This is a genomic window from Modestobacter sp. I12A-02662, assembly GCF_041028325.1.
Lineage (GTDB): Bacteria > Actinomycetota > Actinomycetes > Mycobacteriales > Geodermatophilaceae > Modestobacter.
This window is the reverse complement of the sequence record NZ_JABGDE010000015.1, coordinates 106,540-119,086: the sequence shown is the minus strand read 5'-3', so window position 1 is coordinate 119,086 and position 12,547 is coordinate 106,540. Positions and strand designations below refer to the sequence as shown.

The 12,547-nt window shown below is 76.4% G+C and carries 12 protein-coding genes; 8 read left to right on the top strand and 4 right to left on the bottom strand.

Annotated elements, in window-relative coordinates; genetic code table 11:
* Nucleotides 1-15 precede the first annotated feature (15 nt).
* Both HL189_RS20580 and HL189_RS20575 read left to right on the top strand, forming a co-directional pair.
* Nucleotides 16-1,416, top strand: coding sequence for a wax ester/triacylglycerol synthase family O-acyltransferase (locus HL189_RS20580; RefSeq protein ID WP_369135594.1), 1,401 nt, complete (start codon nt 16-18; stop codon nt 1,414-1,416).
* Nucleotides 1,417-1,515: 99 nt separating this feature from the next.
* The gene (locus HL189_RS20575; RefSeq protein WP_369135593.1) at nt 1,516-2,019 is read left to right on the top strand and encodes a hypothetical protein; all 504 of its coding nucleotides are present in this window, start codon (nt 1,516-1,518) and stop codon (nt 2,017-2,019) included.
* 26 nt (nt 2,020-2,045) lie between these two features.
* On the opposite strand, the gene HL189_RS20570 is transcribed toward HL189_RS20575, so the two are convergent.
* Nucleotides 2,046-6,197, bottom strand: a complete 4,152-nt coding sequence (locus HL189_RS20570) for an FtsK/SpoIIIE domain-containing protein (RefSeq protein WP_369135592.1) — start codon at nt 6,195-6,197, stop codon at nt 2,046-2,048.
* A gap of 151 nt (nt 6,198-6,348) precedes the next feature.
* Here HL189_RS20570 and HL189_RS20565 point away from each other — a divergent pair, with 151 nt between their 5' ends.
* Both HL189_RS20565 and HL189_RS20560 read left to right on the top strand, forming a co-directional pair.
* Nucleotides 6,349-6,645, top strand: a complete 297-nt coding sequence (locus HL189_RS20565; RefSeq protein WP_369135591.1) for a WXG100 family type VII secretion target — start codon at nt 6,349-6,351, stop codon at nt 6,643-6,645.
* 131 nt (nt 6,646-6,776) lie between these two features.
* The gene (locus HL189_RS20560) at nt 6,777-7,907 is read left to right on the top strand and encodes a phytase (RefSeq protein ID WP_369135590.1); all 1,131 of its coding nucleotides are present in this window, start codon (nt 6,777-6,779) and stop codon (nt 7,905-7,907) included.
* Between the two features lie 15 nt (nt 7,908-7,922).
* Here HL189_RS20560 and HL189_RS20555 read toward each other — a convergent pair whose 3' ends face one another.
* The 3 genes from HL189_RS20555 to HL189_RS20545 all read right to left on the bottom strand — a co-directional run bounded on the left by HL189_RS20555 (nt 7,923) and on the right by HL189_RS20545 (nt 9,914).
* Entirely contained in the window at nt 7,923-8,864 is a 942-nt protein-coding gene (locus HL189_RS20555; protein WP_369135589.1) for an MFS transporter permease, read from the bottom strand.
* Complete coding sequence (locus tag HL189_RS20550) at nt 8,861-9,349, bottom strand: hypothetical protein (RefSeq protein WP_369135588.1); 489 nt, start codon at nt 9,347-9,349, stop codon at nt 8,861-8,863. Before HL189_RS20550 ends, HL189_RS20555 begins: the two co-directional genes overlap by 4 nt.
* 151 nt (nt 9,350-9,500) lie before the next feature.
* Nucleotides 9,501-9,914 carry an NUDIX domain-containing protein gene (locus HL189_RS20545; protein ID WP_369135587.1) on the bottom strand — a complete coding sequence of 138 codons (414 nt, stop codon included), beginning with the start codon at nt 9,912-9,914 and terminating at the stop codon, nt 9,501-9,503.
* Nucleotides 9,915-10,024: 110 nt separating this feature from the next.
* Between HL189_RS20545 and HL189_RS20540 the strand changes: the two genes are divergently transcribed.
* The 4 genes from HL189_RS20540 to HL189_RS20525 all read left to right on the top strand — a co-directional run bounded on the left by HL189_RS20540 (nt 10,025) and on the right by HL189_RS20525 (nt 12,522).
* Entirely contained in the window at nt 10,025-10,651 is a 627-nt protein-coding gene (locus HL189_RS20540; RefSeq protein WP_369135586.1) for a DUF6758 family protein, read from the top strand.
* Nucleotides 10,652-10,808: 157 nt separating this feature from the next.
* Nucleotides 10,809-10,964, top strand: coding sequence for a hypothetical protein (locus HL189_RS20535; RefSeq protein ID WP_369135585.1), 156 nt, complete (start codon nt 10,809-10,811; stop codon nt 10,962-10,964).
* A gap of 8 nt (nt 10,965-10,972) precedes the next feature.
* Entirely contained in the window at nt 10,973-11,641 is a 669-nt protein-coding gene (locus HL189_RS20530) for a PH domain-containing protein (protein WP_369135584.1), read from the top strand.
* 23 nt (nt 11,642-11,664) lie between these two features.
* Nucleotides 11,665-12,522, top strand: coding sequence for a PHP domain-containing protein (locus HL189_RS20525; protein WP_369135583.1), 858 nt, complete (start codon nt 11,665-11,667; stop codon nt 12,520-12,522).
* Nucleotides 12,523-12,547 lie beyond the last annotated feature (25 nt).

The window sequence follows — 12,547 nt, the reverse complement described above, 5'->3', positions numbered from 1 at the left end:
GCGGGAGGAGGGCACGTGGTCGAGCGGCTCACGGCGGTGGACGCGTCCTTCCTGTACCTGGAGGAGCCGGGCACCCCGATGCACGTCGGTGGCGTGCTGGTGCTGGAGTGCCCTGACGGCGGGCTGGACCACGAGGCGCTGGTCGAGCTGGTGCGCGCCCGGCTGCCGCTGGTGCCCCGCTACCGGCAGAAGGTCCTGGAGGTGCCCGGCCACCTGGCCAACCCGGCGTGGGTGGACGATCCCGACTTCGACATCACCTACCACGTGCGGCGCTCGGGGCTGCCCCGTCCGGGCACGGAGGAGCAGCTGCTCGACCTGGTCGCCCGGGTGATCGCCCGACCGCTGGACCGCACCCGCCCGCTGTGGGAGATGTACCTGGTCGAGGGGCTGGCCGGGGACCGCACGGCGGTGGTCACCAAGACCCATCCGGCGCTGGTCGACGGCTTCAACGCGATCGACATCGGCCAGGTCATCCTGGACGCCGATCCGGGCGCCCCGACCCGGTCGGGCCCGGCTGTGGACGAGTGGCGGCCGCGCCGGCCGCCGGGACCGGCCGCGCTCGTCTGGGAGGCCGTCGAGGAATCGCTGCAGCGGCCCTCGTCGGTGCTGGACACCGCCCGGACCGCTGCCGGCGACCTGCGGGCGACCGCCGTCCGCTGGGCGGGCCTCGCCGGCAGCCTGGCCACGGCGGTGGCCCGCACCGCCGTCTCGCCGGCGCCGGTCAGCCCGCTGAACGCGCCGATCGGCCGACAGCGCCGGGTCGCCGTCGCGCGGGCCACGCTGGAGGACCTCAAGACGGTGCGCAAGGCGCACGGCGGCACGGTCAACGACGTGCTGCTGACGACGGTCACCGGCGCGCTGCGCGAGTGGCTGCTCTCCCGCGGGGAGCCCGTCGTGGGCAGCACGGTGGTGCGGGCGCTGGTGCCGGTGTCGGTGCGCGGCGAGGACGACGACGGAGCCGGCAACCGGGTGTCCTCGCTGCTGGTCGACCTGCCGGTGGGGGAGCCCAACCCGCGGGTGCGGCTGGCCCGGATCAGCTTCGCGATGCGCGGCCTCGCCCCGAGGGGGCAGTCGGTAGACGCCGGCACCCTGGCCACCCTGTCCGGCTTCGCGCCGCCCACGCTGCACGCGCTGGGCGCCCGCGCGGCGAGCGGCCTGTCCCGGCGGCTGTTCAACCTGGTCGTCACCAACGTGCCCGGTCCGCAGCAGCCCCTGTACGCCCGCGGCGCCCGGATGGTGGAGGTCTACCCGGTCGTGCCCCTCGTCCGCGGGCAGGGGCTGGCGATCGGTCTGACCAGCTACGACGGCACGGTGTACTTCGGGCTGACCGCCGACCGGGACAGCGTGAGCGACGTCGACGTCCTCGCCGACCTGATCGAGCAGGAGGTCGCGTACCTGGTGGAGAGCTCCTCTTGAGCCGCGGGGGCCGACAGCCCCACCGGCGGGCGGACCCGGGACGGGTCGTCCGCGCCCCGGCGCTACGGTCGCTGTCCGACGACTGAGGAGGATGACCGGGTGCGCGTCTACCTGCCGGCCACCACGACCGTGCTCCAGCGGTTGCTGGCCGAGGGCCGACTGGAGGGACCGCAGACGGTCTTCACCGTCACCCCGCAGCTGCGGGACTTCTACGAGCTGAGCGACGACGGCGAGGAGCTGGAGTACGCGGCGCTGCTCGCCGCCGCCCGGGCGAGCCTGCGCCTCATCGACGTCGACCCGGGGGCCGCGCGGCGCCGGGTGGTGCTCGCCGCGGACGTGCCCGACGCGTCGGTGACCCCCATCGAGGACGAGGGAGCGGACGCCGGGGCCGCGCGGACGACGGCCGACGTGGGGCTGGTCGACGTCGCCAGCGCGCACCTGGACGTGGCGGAGGCCGAGGAGGACGTGCGCGCGGCGGTCGCGGTGGTCCTCGAGGCCGACCTCGGCAGTGAGGACGCGCAGTTCGTCGTCGACCAGGCGGAGGGGCACGAGCTGGCCTGGTACGCGAACCAGGAGATCGGCCCGGTCCTCGACCTGCTCTGAGCCCCGGGCCAGGCCCTGCGCCGGGGTCATCCGGCGGGCCGGGGGCGGGCCACCTGCAGCCGGACCGCCTCGCCCCCGGCGACGAGCCAGCCGGAGCCGGGCCGGGGCGGGAGCGGCGTGCGGGGAACGCGCAGGCCGAGCAGCTCGGCGTCGCCGGGAGCGGGCCGCAGCAGCAGCGCGGTCCGGCTGCGGCGCAGGGTGACCGCTGGCCCGCGGTACGCCGCGGCCAGGTCCGCCGCGCTGCCGGCGGCCAGGACCAGCGCCTCGCCGTCGGGCCGGCCGACCGACGCCAGCACGTCGGCCACCGGGTCGGGCAGCGCCGCGACGTCGTCGGCCAGGACCACCGGCACCGGCGCCTGCCGGGTGACCCAGGCCCGCAGCGCCGCCGGGTCGGCCCCGGACATCCACTCGGCCCCCGCTCCCTCACCGATCCCGCCCGGGCGGGCGGCGAGGTGGAGCACGGCACGGCCCGCAGCCCGACAGCCGAGGCCCAGCGAGGCCAACGCCGTGGAGCGGCCGCTGCCGGCGCAGCCGACCACCAGCAGGCCGCCGCTGCGCTGGAGGTCGAGCCCGATCGGGCGACCATCGTCGCCGCCCGGGCCGAGCGTCACCTGCACGACGTCCGGCGCGGATCCGCGCTGCCCGGGCGCCGGCGCGAAGGCCGGGTCGGCGGGCAGCTCGACCACCCGGATGCGGTGGTCGTCGTCCGCGGTCGGCCACTCCCGGGCCCGGGCCCGGGGCAGGGCGAGCTGGCACTCCACCGCGTCCTCCCCGACGAGTGCCCGCCCGGGCGGCCGGGAGCCCGGAACGGCCCGCGGCGGGATCCCGGCGACGGCGTAGTCGGCCCGGTCGGGCAGCGGCAGCACCATCCGGGAGCGGGCAGCCGCGGTGAGCCGGCTGCCCGGGACCGCGCGCTCCGCCGTCACGACGACGGTGAGGCCCACCGCGGCGCCGTCCCGCAGCAGGCGGAGAAGGGCCGCGGACCCGCCCCCCGGGTCGGCCTCGTCGAGCTGCGCGGCGACGCTCTCGAAGCCGTCGACCAGGAGCAGGAGGAGCGGGTCCCCGTCCGGCCGCCTCCCCGATCGGCGCCGCTCGACCTCCGCGACGAGGCGCGCGACGAGCCGGTGCGCGCGATGGGCGTCGCCGCGACCCACCCCCGTCCCCAGGTGAGGGAGGCGCGCCGCGGCCCCGGCGGCAGCCCCGCCGCCGTGGTCGAGCACGTGCACGTGCAGCTCCCGGGGGGACAGCCGGTGGGCGGCCTCGACGGCGACGGTGACCAGCGCGGTGGTGCGTCCGCTGCGCGGACCGCCCACCAGCAGCCAGCCGCCACCGGCCGCGAGGTCCAGCTCCAGCGGCTGCTGGCTCTGCGTGTCCGGGGAGTCGGTGAGCCCGATCCGCAGCACGGCCGCGGAGGCGGCGTCGCGGAGGTCCTCGGGGGTCAGCCGATCCGGCAGGGGCGGCAGCCACGGGCGACCCGGGTGCGCGACGGACAGCTCGGCGGCCCGCCCGCCGAGGGCCCGGACCAGCCGCCGGAGGTCGTCGGGCTGGGACGACGAGGGCTGGGACGACGAGGGCGGGGACGACGAGGACGGGGCCGACGAGGACGGGGACGCCGGCGGCGCCGCAGCCCGGCGCACGGGGGGCCACGGGCGGCGGCGTGCGGTCACCCCGCCCGCCTCCCGGCCGGCGGTGCCCGACACCCGGGCCACCTGCAGGAGCACCGGTGCCGTGGTGCCGGTGCGCAGCAGGGCCCGGCCCGGCCGGTCCGGCGACAGGGACGCGGCGAGTGGGCTGCCGAGGACGTCGCGGGACTCCGCCTCGTCGGCCGTGCGCAGGCAGATGCGCAGCGAGCAGTTGGCGCGGATCTCCGGGCTGACCACCCCGGACGGACGCTGGGTGGCGAGCACCAGGTGCACGCCGAGGGACCGGCCGCGCTGCGCGATGCCGACCAGCCCGGTGACGAAGGCCGGCAGCTCCTCGGCGAGGGTGGCGAACTCGTCGACCACGATCACCAGCCGGGCGAGCGCGGCGGAGTCGGGGAGGTCGGTCAGGTCGCGGGCCGCGTGCCGCGCCAGCAGCCGCTCCCGGCGGGTGAGCTCCGCCGCCAGCGAGCGGAGCGCGCGGGCGGTGGTCTGGTGGTCCAGGTCGGTGAGGACGCCGACCGTGTGCGGCAGCTCCGCCGCTGCGGCGAACGCGGCGCCGCCCTTGTAGTCGACGAGCAGCAGGCTGCAGCGGTCGGGTGGATGGCGCAGGGCCAGGCCGGCGACGAGGGTCTGCAGCAGTTCGGACTTCCCCGCCCCGGTGGTGCCCGCGACGAGCGCGTGCGGTCCCTGGGCGACGAGATCGACCTCCACCGGGCCCTGGTCGCCCACCCCCAGGGTCGTTGCCAGCCGGCCTCGTCCGGCGTCCCACTCCCCGGCCGCGGTCGCCGCTCCCGCCGGGATCCGCAGCCCGGCCGCGGGCAGGTCGAGCAGCCGGACCGCGTCCGGCAGCCCCCCGGCCGACGACGGTGCCCTCAGCGCGGCCAGGTCCCGGGCCAGGACGCCGGCCGTGGCGTCGGCCACCCCGTCGAGCACGACCGGCCGCGAGGACCCGAGCGAGGGCAGGTCCAGCCGCCCGCTCGTGCCGGTCTCCCCGGTGATCCGCAGCAGCGCCGCCGGACGCGACCGCAGCCCTGGCTCCTCCTCGGCGAGTTCTAGGAGCGCCACCGTGCCGGTGCCGGCCCGCAGGACGGTCGCCGCCTCGTCGTCGTGGGCGCCGTCCAGCACCACGACCGTCGCGCCGTCGGGAAGGCCGGCCGGGAACGACGGTCCGGAGCCGAGGACCCGGGGCTCGCCCAGCTGTGGCAGCCACCGTGCCCAACGCCAGTCACCGGCCCGCTCCGGACCGCAGACGAGCACCAGCCGCAGCTCACCGGGCGGGAGGAGGGCCGCCAGCTGGCCCACCAGGGCACGGACGACGCCCAGCCCGGCGGGCCGGGGGCCGACCACGCCGAGACCCCCGGACCGCAGGTCGACGGTGACCGGCAGGTGCGCGGCGACGGCCGCGGACCGGGTGCCGTCCGGCGCGACCCGGGTCACCGCCGTGGCACCGGGTCCCGTGCCGATCCGCACGGTCAGCGGGCCGTCGTCCCGGCTGCTGCGCGACCACAGCGGGCTGGACCTGCGGCGCGCCGCCGAGGCGAGCCGGGCCGGGTCGGGATGCCGCGCCTCCCGGGCGGCGAGGTCGGCCGCGACGGCGGCGTCGACCTCCCCCTCCACCCGGGCGAGCGCGGCTGCGTGCTCCGCCACGGCGCCGTGGTGCGCGCGGCGGCCGGTCCTGCGGTCCGACCACCAGCCGGCCACCGCGACCAGCGGACCGAGGAGGGCGAAGAACAGGAAGTGCGGAGTGCCGGTCAGCCAGGCCAGCAGGACACCGCCGACCGCGGGCAGGGCCACCGCCACCCAGGCCAGACGCCGGCGGGCCGGTTCCGGAGGAGCCGCGGGGAACGGGACGGCGACCTCCGGAGGAGCCGCCGACGCCGGGGGCAGCGGCCGGACGAGCACGCGACCGTCGGCAGCATCGGAGGTCTCCAGGGCCGCGCCCTGCGGGCCGGTGAGCCGCAGGGTGCTGGCGCCGATCCGGACGACCGCGCCCACCGGCCAGGGGACCGGAGCACCACCGAGCGGAACGGCCGGCCGGGCACCGGTGTCCAGCGCGCTGCCGTTCGAGGACCCCAGGTCGGCGGCGCTCACCTGGCCCTCCGTCACCGACAGCAGCACGTGCCGGCGGGACACGTCCGGATCGCGGAGGGCCAGCCCGCAGCCGGGACCGCGGCCGACGACGAGGTGACCCCGGTCGAGGGGCAGCACACGCCCGGCGTCCGGCCCGCCGACCACGTGCAGTTCGAGTGCGCCGGACGGGGAGGCGGGGCGGGGGCCCGGCCGGCCCAGGCCCAGGACGGCGCCGTGCCGCAGGGCCGGACTGGTCAGCGGGACGTCGGCGGGCAGTTCCGTGGTCCCCGCCCAGAGCGTGCCCGCCGGCAGGGCCAGTTCGCCGGTGAGGACGGGCAGCACGTCGCCCAGCACGGCGTCCGCGGGCGCGTGCACCTCCACGTCCACCGTGGCCTCGACGCCGTGCACGGTCCAGGTGCGGGGAGCCCGGTGCGGGCTGCGACCGGGCGGCGAGGGCTGCAGCACCCGGCGATCGTGCGGTCGCCGCGGCGGCCGTGGGGCACCCGGAGCGGATCTGTGGACGAGGGGTCCGCCTGTGGACGACGGCCGCGGTCGCCGTCCCACCGCCCCTACCGTGCTCCTCCACCGGGAGCCGCCCGGTGCGGGAGGAGGCGTCATGAAGGTCGACATCGGGACGTTGCAGGGGATGGCCGGGCAGTGCCAGGCCGAGGCCGCGGACACCACGTCCCGGCACGCCACGTTGTCCGCGAGCATCAACAACTCGGTCCTGGAGGGCTGGACCGACAGCCAGGCAGCGGTGCAGTTCAGCGAGCTGTACGAGAAGTGGCGGCTGTCCAGCCAGGGGGTGAGCGAGGCGCTGACCGGCATGGGGCAGCTGCTGACCGGCGTGGCCTCGGCCTACCAGCAGCACGAGGCGGAGATGGCCGCGCGCATCGGTGCGCTCCTGCACTGATCCGGCGCGGGCACGGGATCCCCGACCCGGGCGGTCACGCGGCCGCATCGCCGAGCCGTCGGGGCCGGTGCGGCGCGCGGGCAGCGCCGCGCCGCACCCCCCGTCCGTCGCGGACCAGCAGAATGTCGGCCATGCGCCGTCGCCAGGTTCCTCAGCGGTCCGCGGGTCCGCGTGCGCTCGGGTTCCGCGGCGGGCTGACCGTGTGCGTCGCGGTGGCCGTGGCCGCATGCGGCTCGAGCGGGGCCCCGCTGTCCCGGACCGGCGCAGGGGACTCGGCTCGTGCCGCCACCGTGGTCGCGGAGGTCTCGTCCACCGTCGAGACGGAGCCGGTTCCCCACGACGGGGATGCCGCCGACGATGCGGCCGTCTGGGTCAACCCGGTCGACCCCGCGATGAGCGCGATCGTCGCGACCGACAAGCAGGGCGGGCTGATCGTGTACGACCTGGACGGCGAGGCGGTCCAGTACCTGCCGGTCGGCGAGGTGAACAACGTCGACGTCCGCCCGGCCGCCGACGGCTTCACCCTGGACGGCCGCCCCGTCGCGCTCGTCGTCGCCGGGAACCGCAGCACGAACGCCATCGGGGTGTTCGTCCTGGATCCGGACACCCGCCAGCTGCGGGACGTGGCGGACGACGCCATCCGGCCCGACCTGGAGGTCTACGGCTCCTGCATCTACCACAGTGCCGCGACCGGCAAGCTGTACGCCTTCGTGGACAGCAAGGAGGGCGAGGTCGAGCAGTGGGAGCTGACCGACGCGGGGTCGGGCCGGGTCGGGGGACAGCGGGTCCGCTCGTTCCAGGTGGAGTCGCAGGTGGAGGGTTGTGTCGCGGACCACGAGCGGGGCGACTTCTACCTCGGTGAGGAGACCAGGGGGATCTGGAAGTTCGGGGCCGAGCCCGATGCCGGCGACTCCGGAGCGCTGATCGCGTCCGTCTCGCCGTCCGGGCCGCTCGTGTCGGACGTGGAAGGACTCACGCTCGTGCACGCGGACGGGGGCGCGGGCTACCTGATCGCCTCGAGTCAGGGCGACGACTCCTACGCCATGTTCCGGCGGGAGGGCGACAACGGCTACGTCGGCAGCTTCCGGATCGTCGCCGGCCGGGGGATCGACGGCGTGGAGGAGACCGACGGGATCGACGTGTCCACCGCCCCCCTCGGGCCGTCGTTCCCCGCGGGGGTCTTCGTCGCGCAGGACGGCAAGAACGACGGCGCGGCGCAGAACTACAAGCTCGTCCCGCTCCAGGACGTCCTTCCCCGCTGAGCCGCGACCAGGCGGTCAGCGTCCCGGTGCCGTGCGCGCCCTCGTCAGGGGATCGTCCCGCGACGTGGCGTGCGGAAGACCGCCCGGTGCCGGGCGGGCCGCGGTCAGCCGCTCCCACGGCAGGATCGACAGGATCGCGATGCAGTGCGGCAGGAAGATGATCGTGACCCCGGCGTAGACCATCACGTGGAAGCCGAGCAGGAACAGCACGAGGCCGATCCGGGCCCGGTCGCTGCGCACCAGCAGGATGAGCGGCGCGGCGAACTCCAACGCGAGCATCACCCACTGGACGGTCGGCAGCAGCCAGGCCACGTCCAGGGTCCACGTCGACAGGTCGGTGCCGCGGCGCAGCACGGCGCGGGTGAGGGTGGAGCCGGTGGCCCAGTCCCAGCCGCCGAACCGGATCTTCGCCCAGGCGGCCAGGAAGTAGGTGAGCATCACGGTCACCAGCACGGCGGCCATGGCCCAGCCGGCGGCCTCCGACGAGCGGCGGTCCCGGAAGCGGGCCCGGCCGATCGTCGGCAGCACGGCCAGGGCCACCAGGAAGGCGATGCGGTCGTGGTCGACCTTCCCGTAGCTCATCGCGATGACCATCCACTCCGCGTACAGCAGGAAGACGGCCGTGCCGAGGAGCCGGGGCGCCCGGCCGGTCGCGGCGGCGAGGGCGGCGACCACGAGGGCCCACTGCACGAGCAGCACCAGCGTGGCGGTCGGGGCGGGCAGGTGCAGCCACCGGGCGATGGACAGCGGCTGGTACCACTCGGTCGGCACGTCGGCGTGCGCGCGCACCCAGGCGGTGGTGAGGAAGACGTCCACCGGGATGAACAGGTAGGCGATCACCCGGAAGACCGCGATCCGGGCCAGCGGGACCGGGCGGGTCCACCAGCGGGAGGTGAGCGGCAGCGCCGGCACGTCGGGTGCGGACGGGGTGGCCGCGGTGTGCGCGGTGGTGGTCACGCGCCGTCCTCCAGGTCGTAGGAGACCAGGACGTCGTCGGACCACGTCCCGGTCTGCTGGCCGTCGACGAGCCCGAAACGGCGCAGCACCACCTGCACCTCGACGAGTTCCTCCGCCCCGGGGTGCCGCTCGGCGTAGGAGTCCGCGAGCAGGCCGAGCAGCTCCGGGTGCTCGACGATGCGGGGCAGCTGCCCCTCGAACTCGGCGCGGCGCAGGCCGACCTGCCCGCCGGAGAGCCGCACCTCCTCACCGAGCGCGGTCAGCCCCACCACCCGGGTCGAGACGACCGGCGTGTCGGGGTCGGCGCGGGTCGAGTACATCTTGAACGGCCCGAAGGGGAAGTCGTCGTCGGTGCCCCACACGGTCCCGGCGAGGATCAGCGCCAGGACGACGGTGGTGGCGGCCAGCCGGACCCGGCGACCGGTGGTGCGGAGCCGCACGACCTCGCCCTCGGCCGGCCGGTCGGGCGCGGACTGCGGGAACACCCGGTCATCGTAGGTTCGGCGCCGGTCCGGACGGGTGGGTCCTGCGCCACGACGGGCCGTTGCCGGTCCGCGGACGGCGCACGGCCACCTGGCGTCCCGCGCGCACCAGCGGCACCGGTGCCGGGCGGGCGGCGGGGTCGAAGCGGGCAACTCAGCGGGGCAGCACTCCCCAGCGGCCGAGCGCGCTCACGACCCCGGGGGCCATCTCCAGGGCGGCGAGAGCGCCGGCATCGACGAACAGGACGTCGTCCGCGTCGTCTCCGGCCACCGGCACCTGGTCCGGCCCGGCGAGGGTGCACAGCCAGTCGGTCACCGTGAAGACCACGCCGTCCCCGGGGATGCGCACGCGCCCGACCACCGACCGGGGCACCACCCGCAGCCCCGTCTCCTCGGCGACCTCGCGCACCACCGCCTCCGCCTCGGTCTCCCCGGGTTCGACCCGCCCTCCGGGCACCGACCAGAGACCCGCGCTGGGGGCGTGCCCGCGCCGGATCAGCAGCAGCCGGCCGGCCTCGTCGTGCACCACCGCGCCGACGCACGGCACCTCCGGCATCGGCCCGCCCACGTCGGCGAGGCTACGGCCGGTCCGCGACCGGGCGACGGGCACCCGTCGGAGCGCCCGGCGCACCGGCCAGCGCTTGACGCGAGCGGCTCGGAACAGCACGGTGAGCGGCGATGAGCGTCTCCCCGGTGTGTCCCCGCTGCGGCGAGGCCCTCGTGGTGAAGCCCGGGTCCACCGCCCTGGGCTGGTGCCACCTGCACGCGGCGGTCACCCCGCTGCACCACACCGCCGTCGTCGCGCACGACACGCTCTCCGCCGTCACCGCCGACGCGCGGGTGCCCGCCTGGGTGCCGGACCCCATGCCGCCCGGCTGGGCCGTCACCGGGCTGGCCTGGGGCGGTGAGCCGGGTGCCCGGGCGATCGTCGTCGCCTGCGCCGGGCCGGCGCCCCTCGGGGAGCCGGCCGAGGCGGTGCTGGTCGCCGAGGAGCCGGGCACGGGCCTGGGCTGCGGGTACGCCGGTCTGCCCGGCGTCGACCCCGGTGACCTGATCAGTGGCCCGTCCACCACCGCGGTCCGCGCGGCCGGGCAGCGGGCGCCGTTGTGGACCGTGCCCACGCCCAGCGAGGACCGCGCCGCGTTCGTGGGCGAGGCCTACGGGGTGTGGCTGTGGATCGTCCTGTGGCCGTCCTCGGCCGCCTGGCTGCTCGCCGACGACCTGGGTCTGCTCGACCTGCGCGAGCGGGTCTACCCGGACCTGCCCCTCGGCCCGCCCACCGAACGGCTCCTGCCCGGCCGCTGAGCCCGGTGATCCCGCGACTCTGCGGCGTGGCGGCTGGCGCGGCTGCTGAGGCGGCTGTTACGCATGGGGCGCGGTCTTCCCGGCCGCGGTGGACGATGGTGGGCATCAGGGTCCAGCTCGCCGACCGACACACGACACAGGAAGCGGTGCGAGTCCCTTGCTGAAGAAGGTGCTCACCTGGCTGGTCGTGGCCTTCGTGATCTTCTACATCATCCAGCGGCCCGAGGACTCCGCGAACATCGTGCGCAGCGCGGGCTCCGCGCTGAGTGACGCCGCGACCTCGCTGGCCGCCTTCGTGGGCTCGCTGGTCTGAGCCCGGCCGTGTCCGGCCCGCGCGCCCGCAGCCCGCGGTGGGGCAAGGACGCGGCCAAGTACCTGCTCCCCGACGAGCCGCCGGTCGTCGCCACCCGTCGGCACCCGGCCGTGCTCGTCCGCCCGTTCTCCCGGGGGATCCCGGTGCTGTTCCTGGGCGGGCTGCTCCTCTCGGTGGCCGAGGACGTCCGGCTGATCGCGATCGTCGGTCTCGTCCTCGTCCTCGGTGCCCTCACCTACCTCGGCCTGCACGCCGCCGAGTGGTGGGTGCGGCACTTCCTGGTCACCCGCCGCCGTGTCCTGCTCACCTCCGGCGTGATCATCAGGACCGTCGCGGTCATGCCAGTGCGCCGGATCACCGATCTCACCTGGAAGGAGACCTTCTGGGGGCAGCTGCTCGGCTACGGCACCTTCCGGTTCGAGTCCGCCGGCCAGGCGCAGGGCCTCGACGTCATCACCTTCGTGCCGCACGCCGACGCGATGTACCGGCGGCTGAGCGAGCTGATGTTCGGCAAGGACACCGCCGGCGGCCCGGTGAGCCGGGACGAGGACGCCGACGGGTCGGTGGAGGCAGACGGGCGGGAGCGCGGCGACGCCCCCGAGCGGCAGGCGCCCCGGCCGTTGCCGTCCGGTCGCGGCCAAGACACCGCGCCCATCCCGCGGTACCGGGACCGCTGACGCCGGTGGGGCACGCTGACCGGGTGAGCATCGACCTGCACACCCACTCCTCGGCGTCCGACGGCACCGACAGCCCGGCCGCGCTGGTGGCGGCGGCGGCCGCCGCCGGCCTCGACGTCGTCGCGCTCACCGACCACGACACCACCGCCGGCTGGTCGACCGCCGCCGAGGCACGGCCCGCCGGCCTGGTGGTCGTCCCGGGGATGGAGCTGTCCTGCCGGTGGTTCCCGGCCGACGAGCCGCCGATGAGCGTGCACCTGCTGGCCTACCTGTTCGACCCGGAGCACCCGGGCCTCGCCGCGGAGCGGGCCCGGCTGCGCACCGAACGGCTCACCCGCGGCGAGCGGATCGCCACCAACCTCGCCGGCGCTGGCTACCCCGTCGTGTGGGGGGAGATCGTCGAGCGCAGCGGCGGAGGCGTGGTGGGGCGCCCGCACATCGCCCTGGCCCTGGTGGAGGCCGGGGTCGTCGAGTCGGTCGACCACGCGTTCGCCACGCTGCTCAGCCACCGCAGCCCGCACTACGTCACCAAGGCCGACACCGACGTGCTCGACGGCATCCGGCTGGTGCGGGCCGCCGGCGGGGTGCCGGTCTTCGCCCACGGGCTGGCCACCTCGCGCGGCCGGGTGGTCGGCGACGCGGCGATCCGGGCGATGGCGGAGGCGGGTCTGCTCGGCCTGGAGGTCGACCACCCCGACCACACCCCCGAGCAACGCGCCCACCTGCGCGAGCTGGCCGACGAGCTGGGCCTGATCCGCACCGGGTCCAGCGACTACCACGGCACCAACAAGACCACCGCGATCGCGGCCTGCACCACCGAGCCCGACCAGTACGCCGCGATCGTCACCGCCGGGACCGGCTGCGCCCCGTTCGCCGACTGAGGACTGTCACACCCCCCGGCTACCG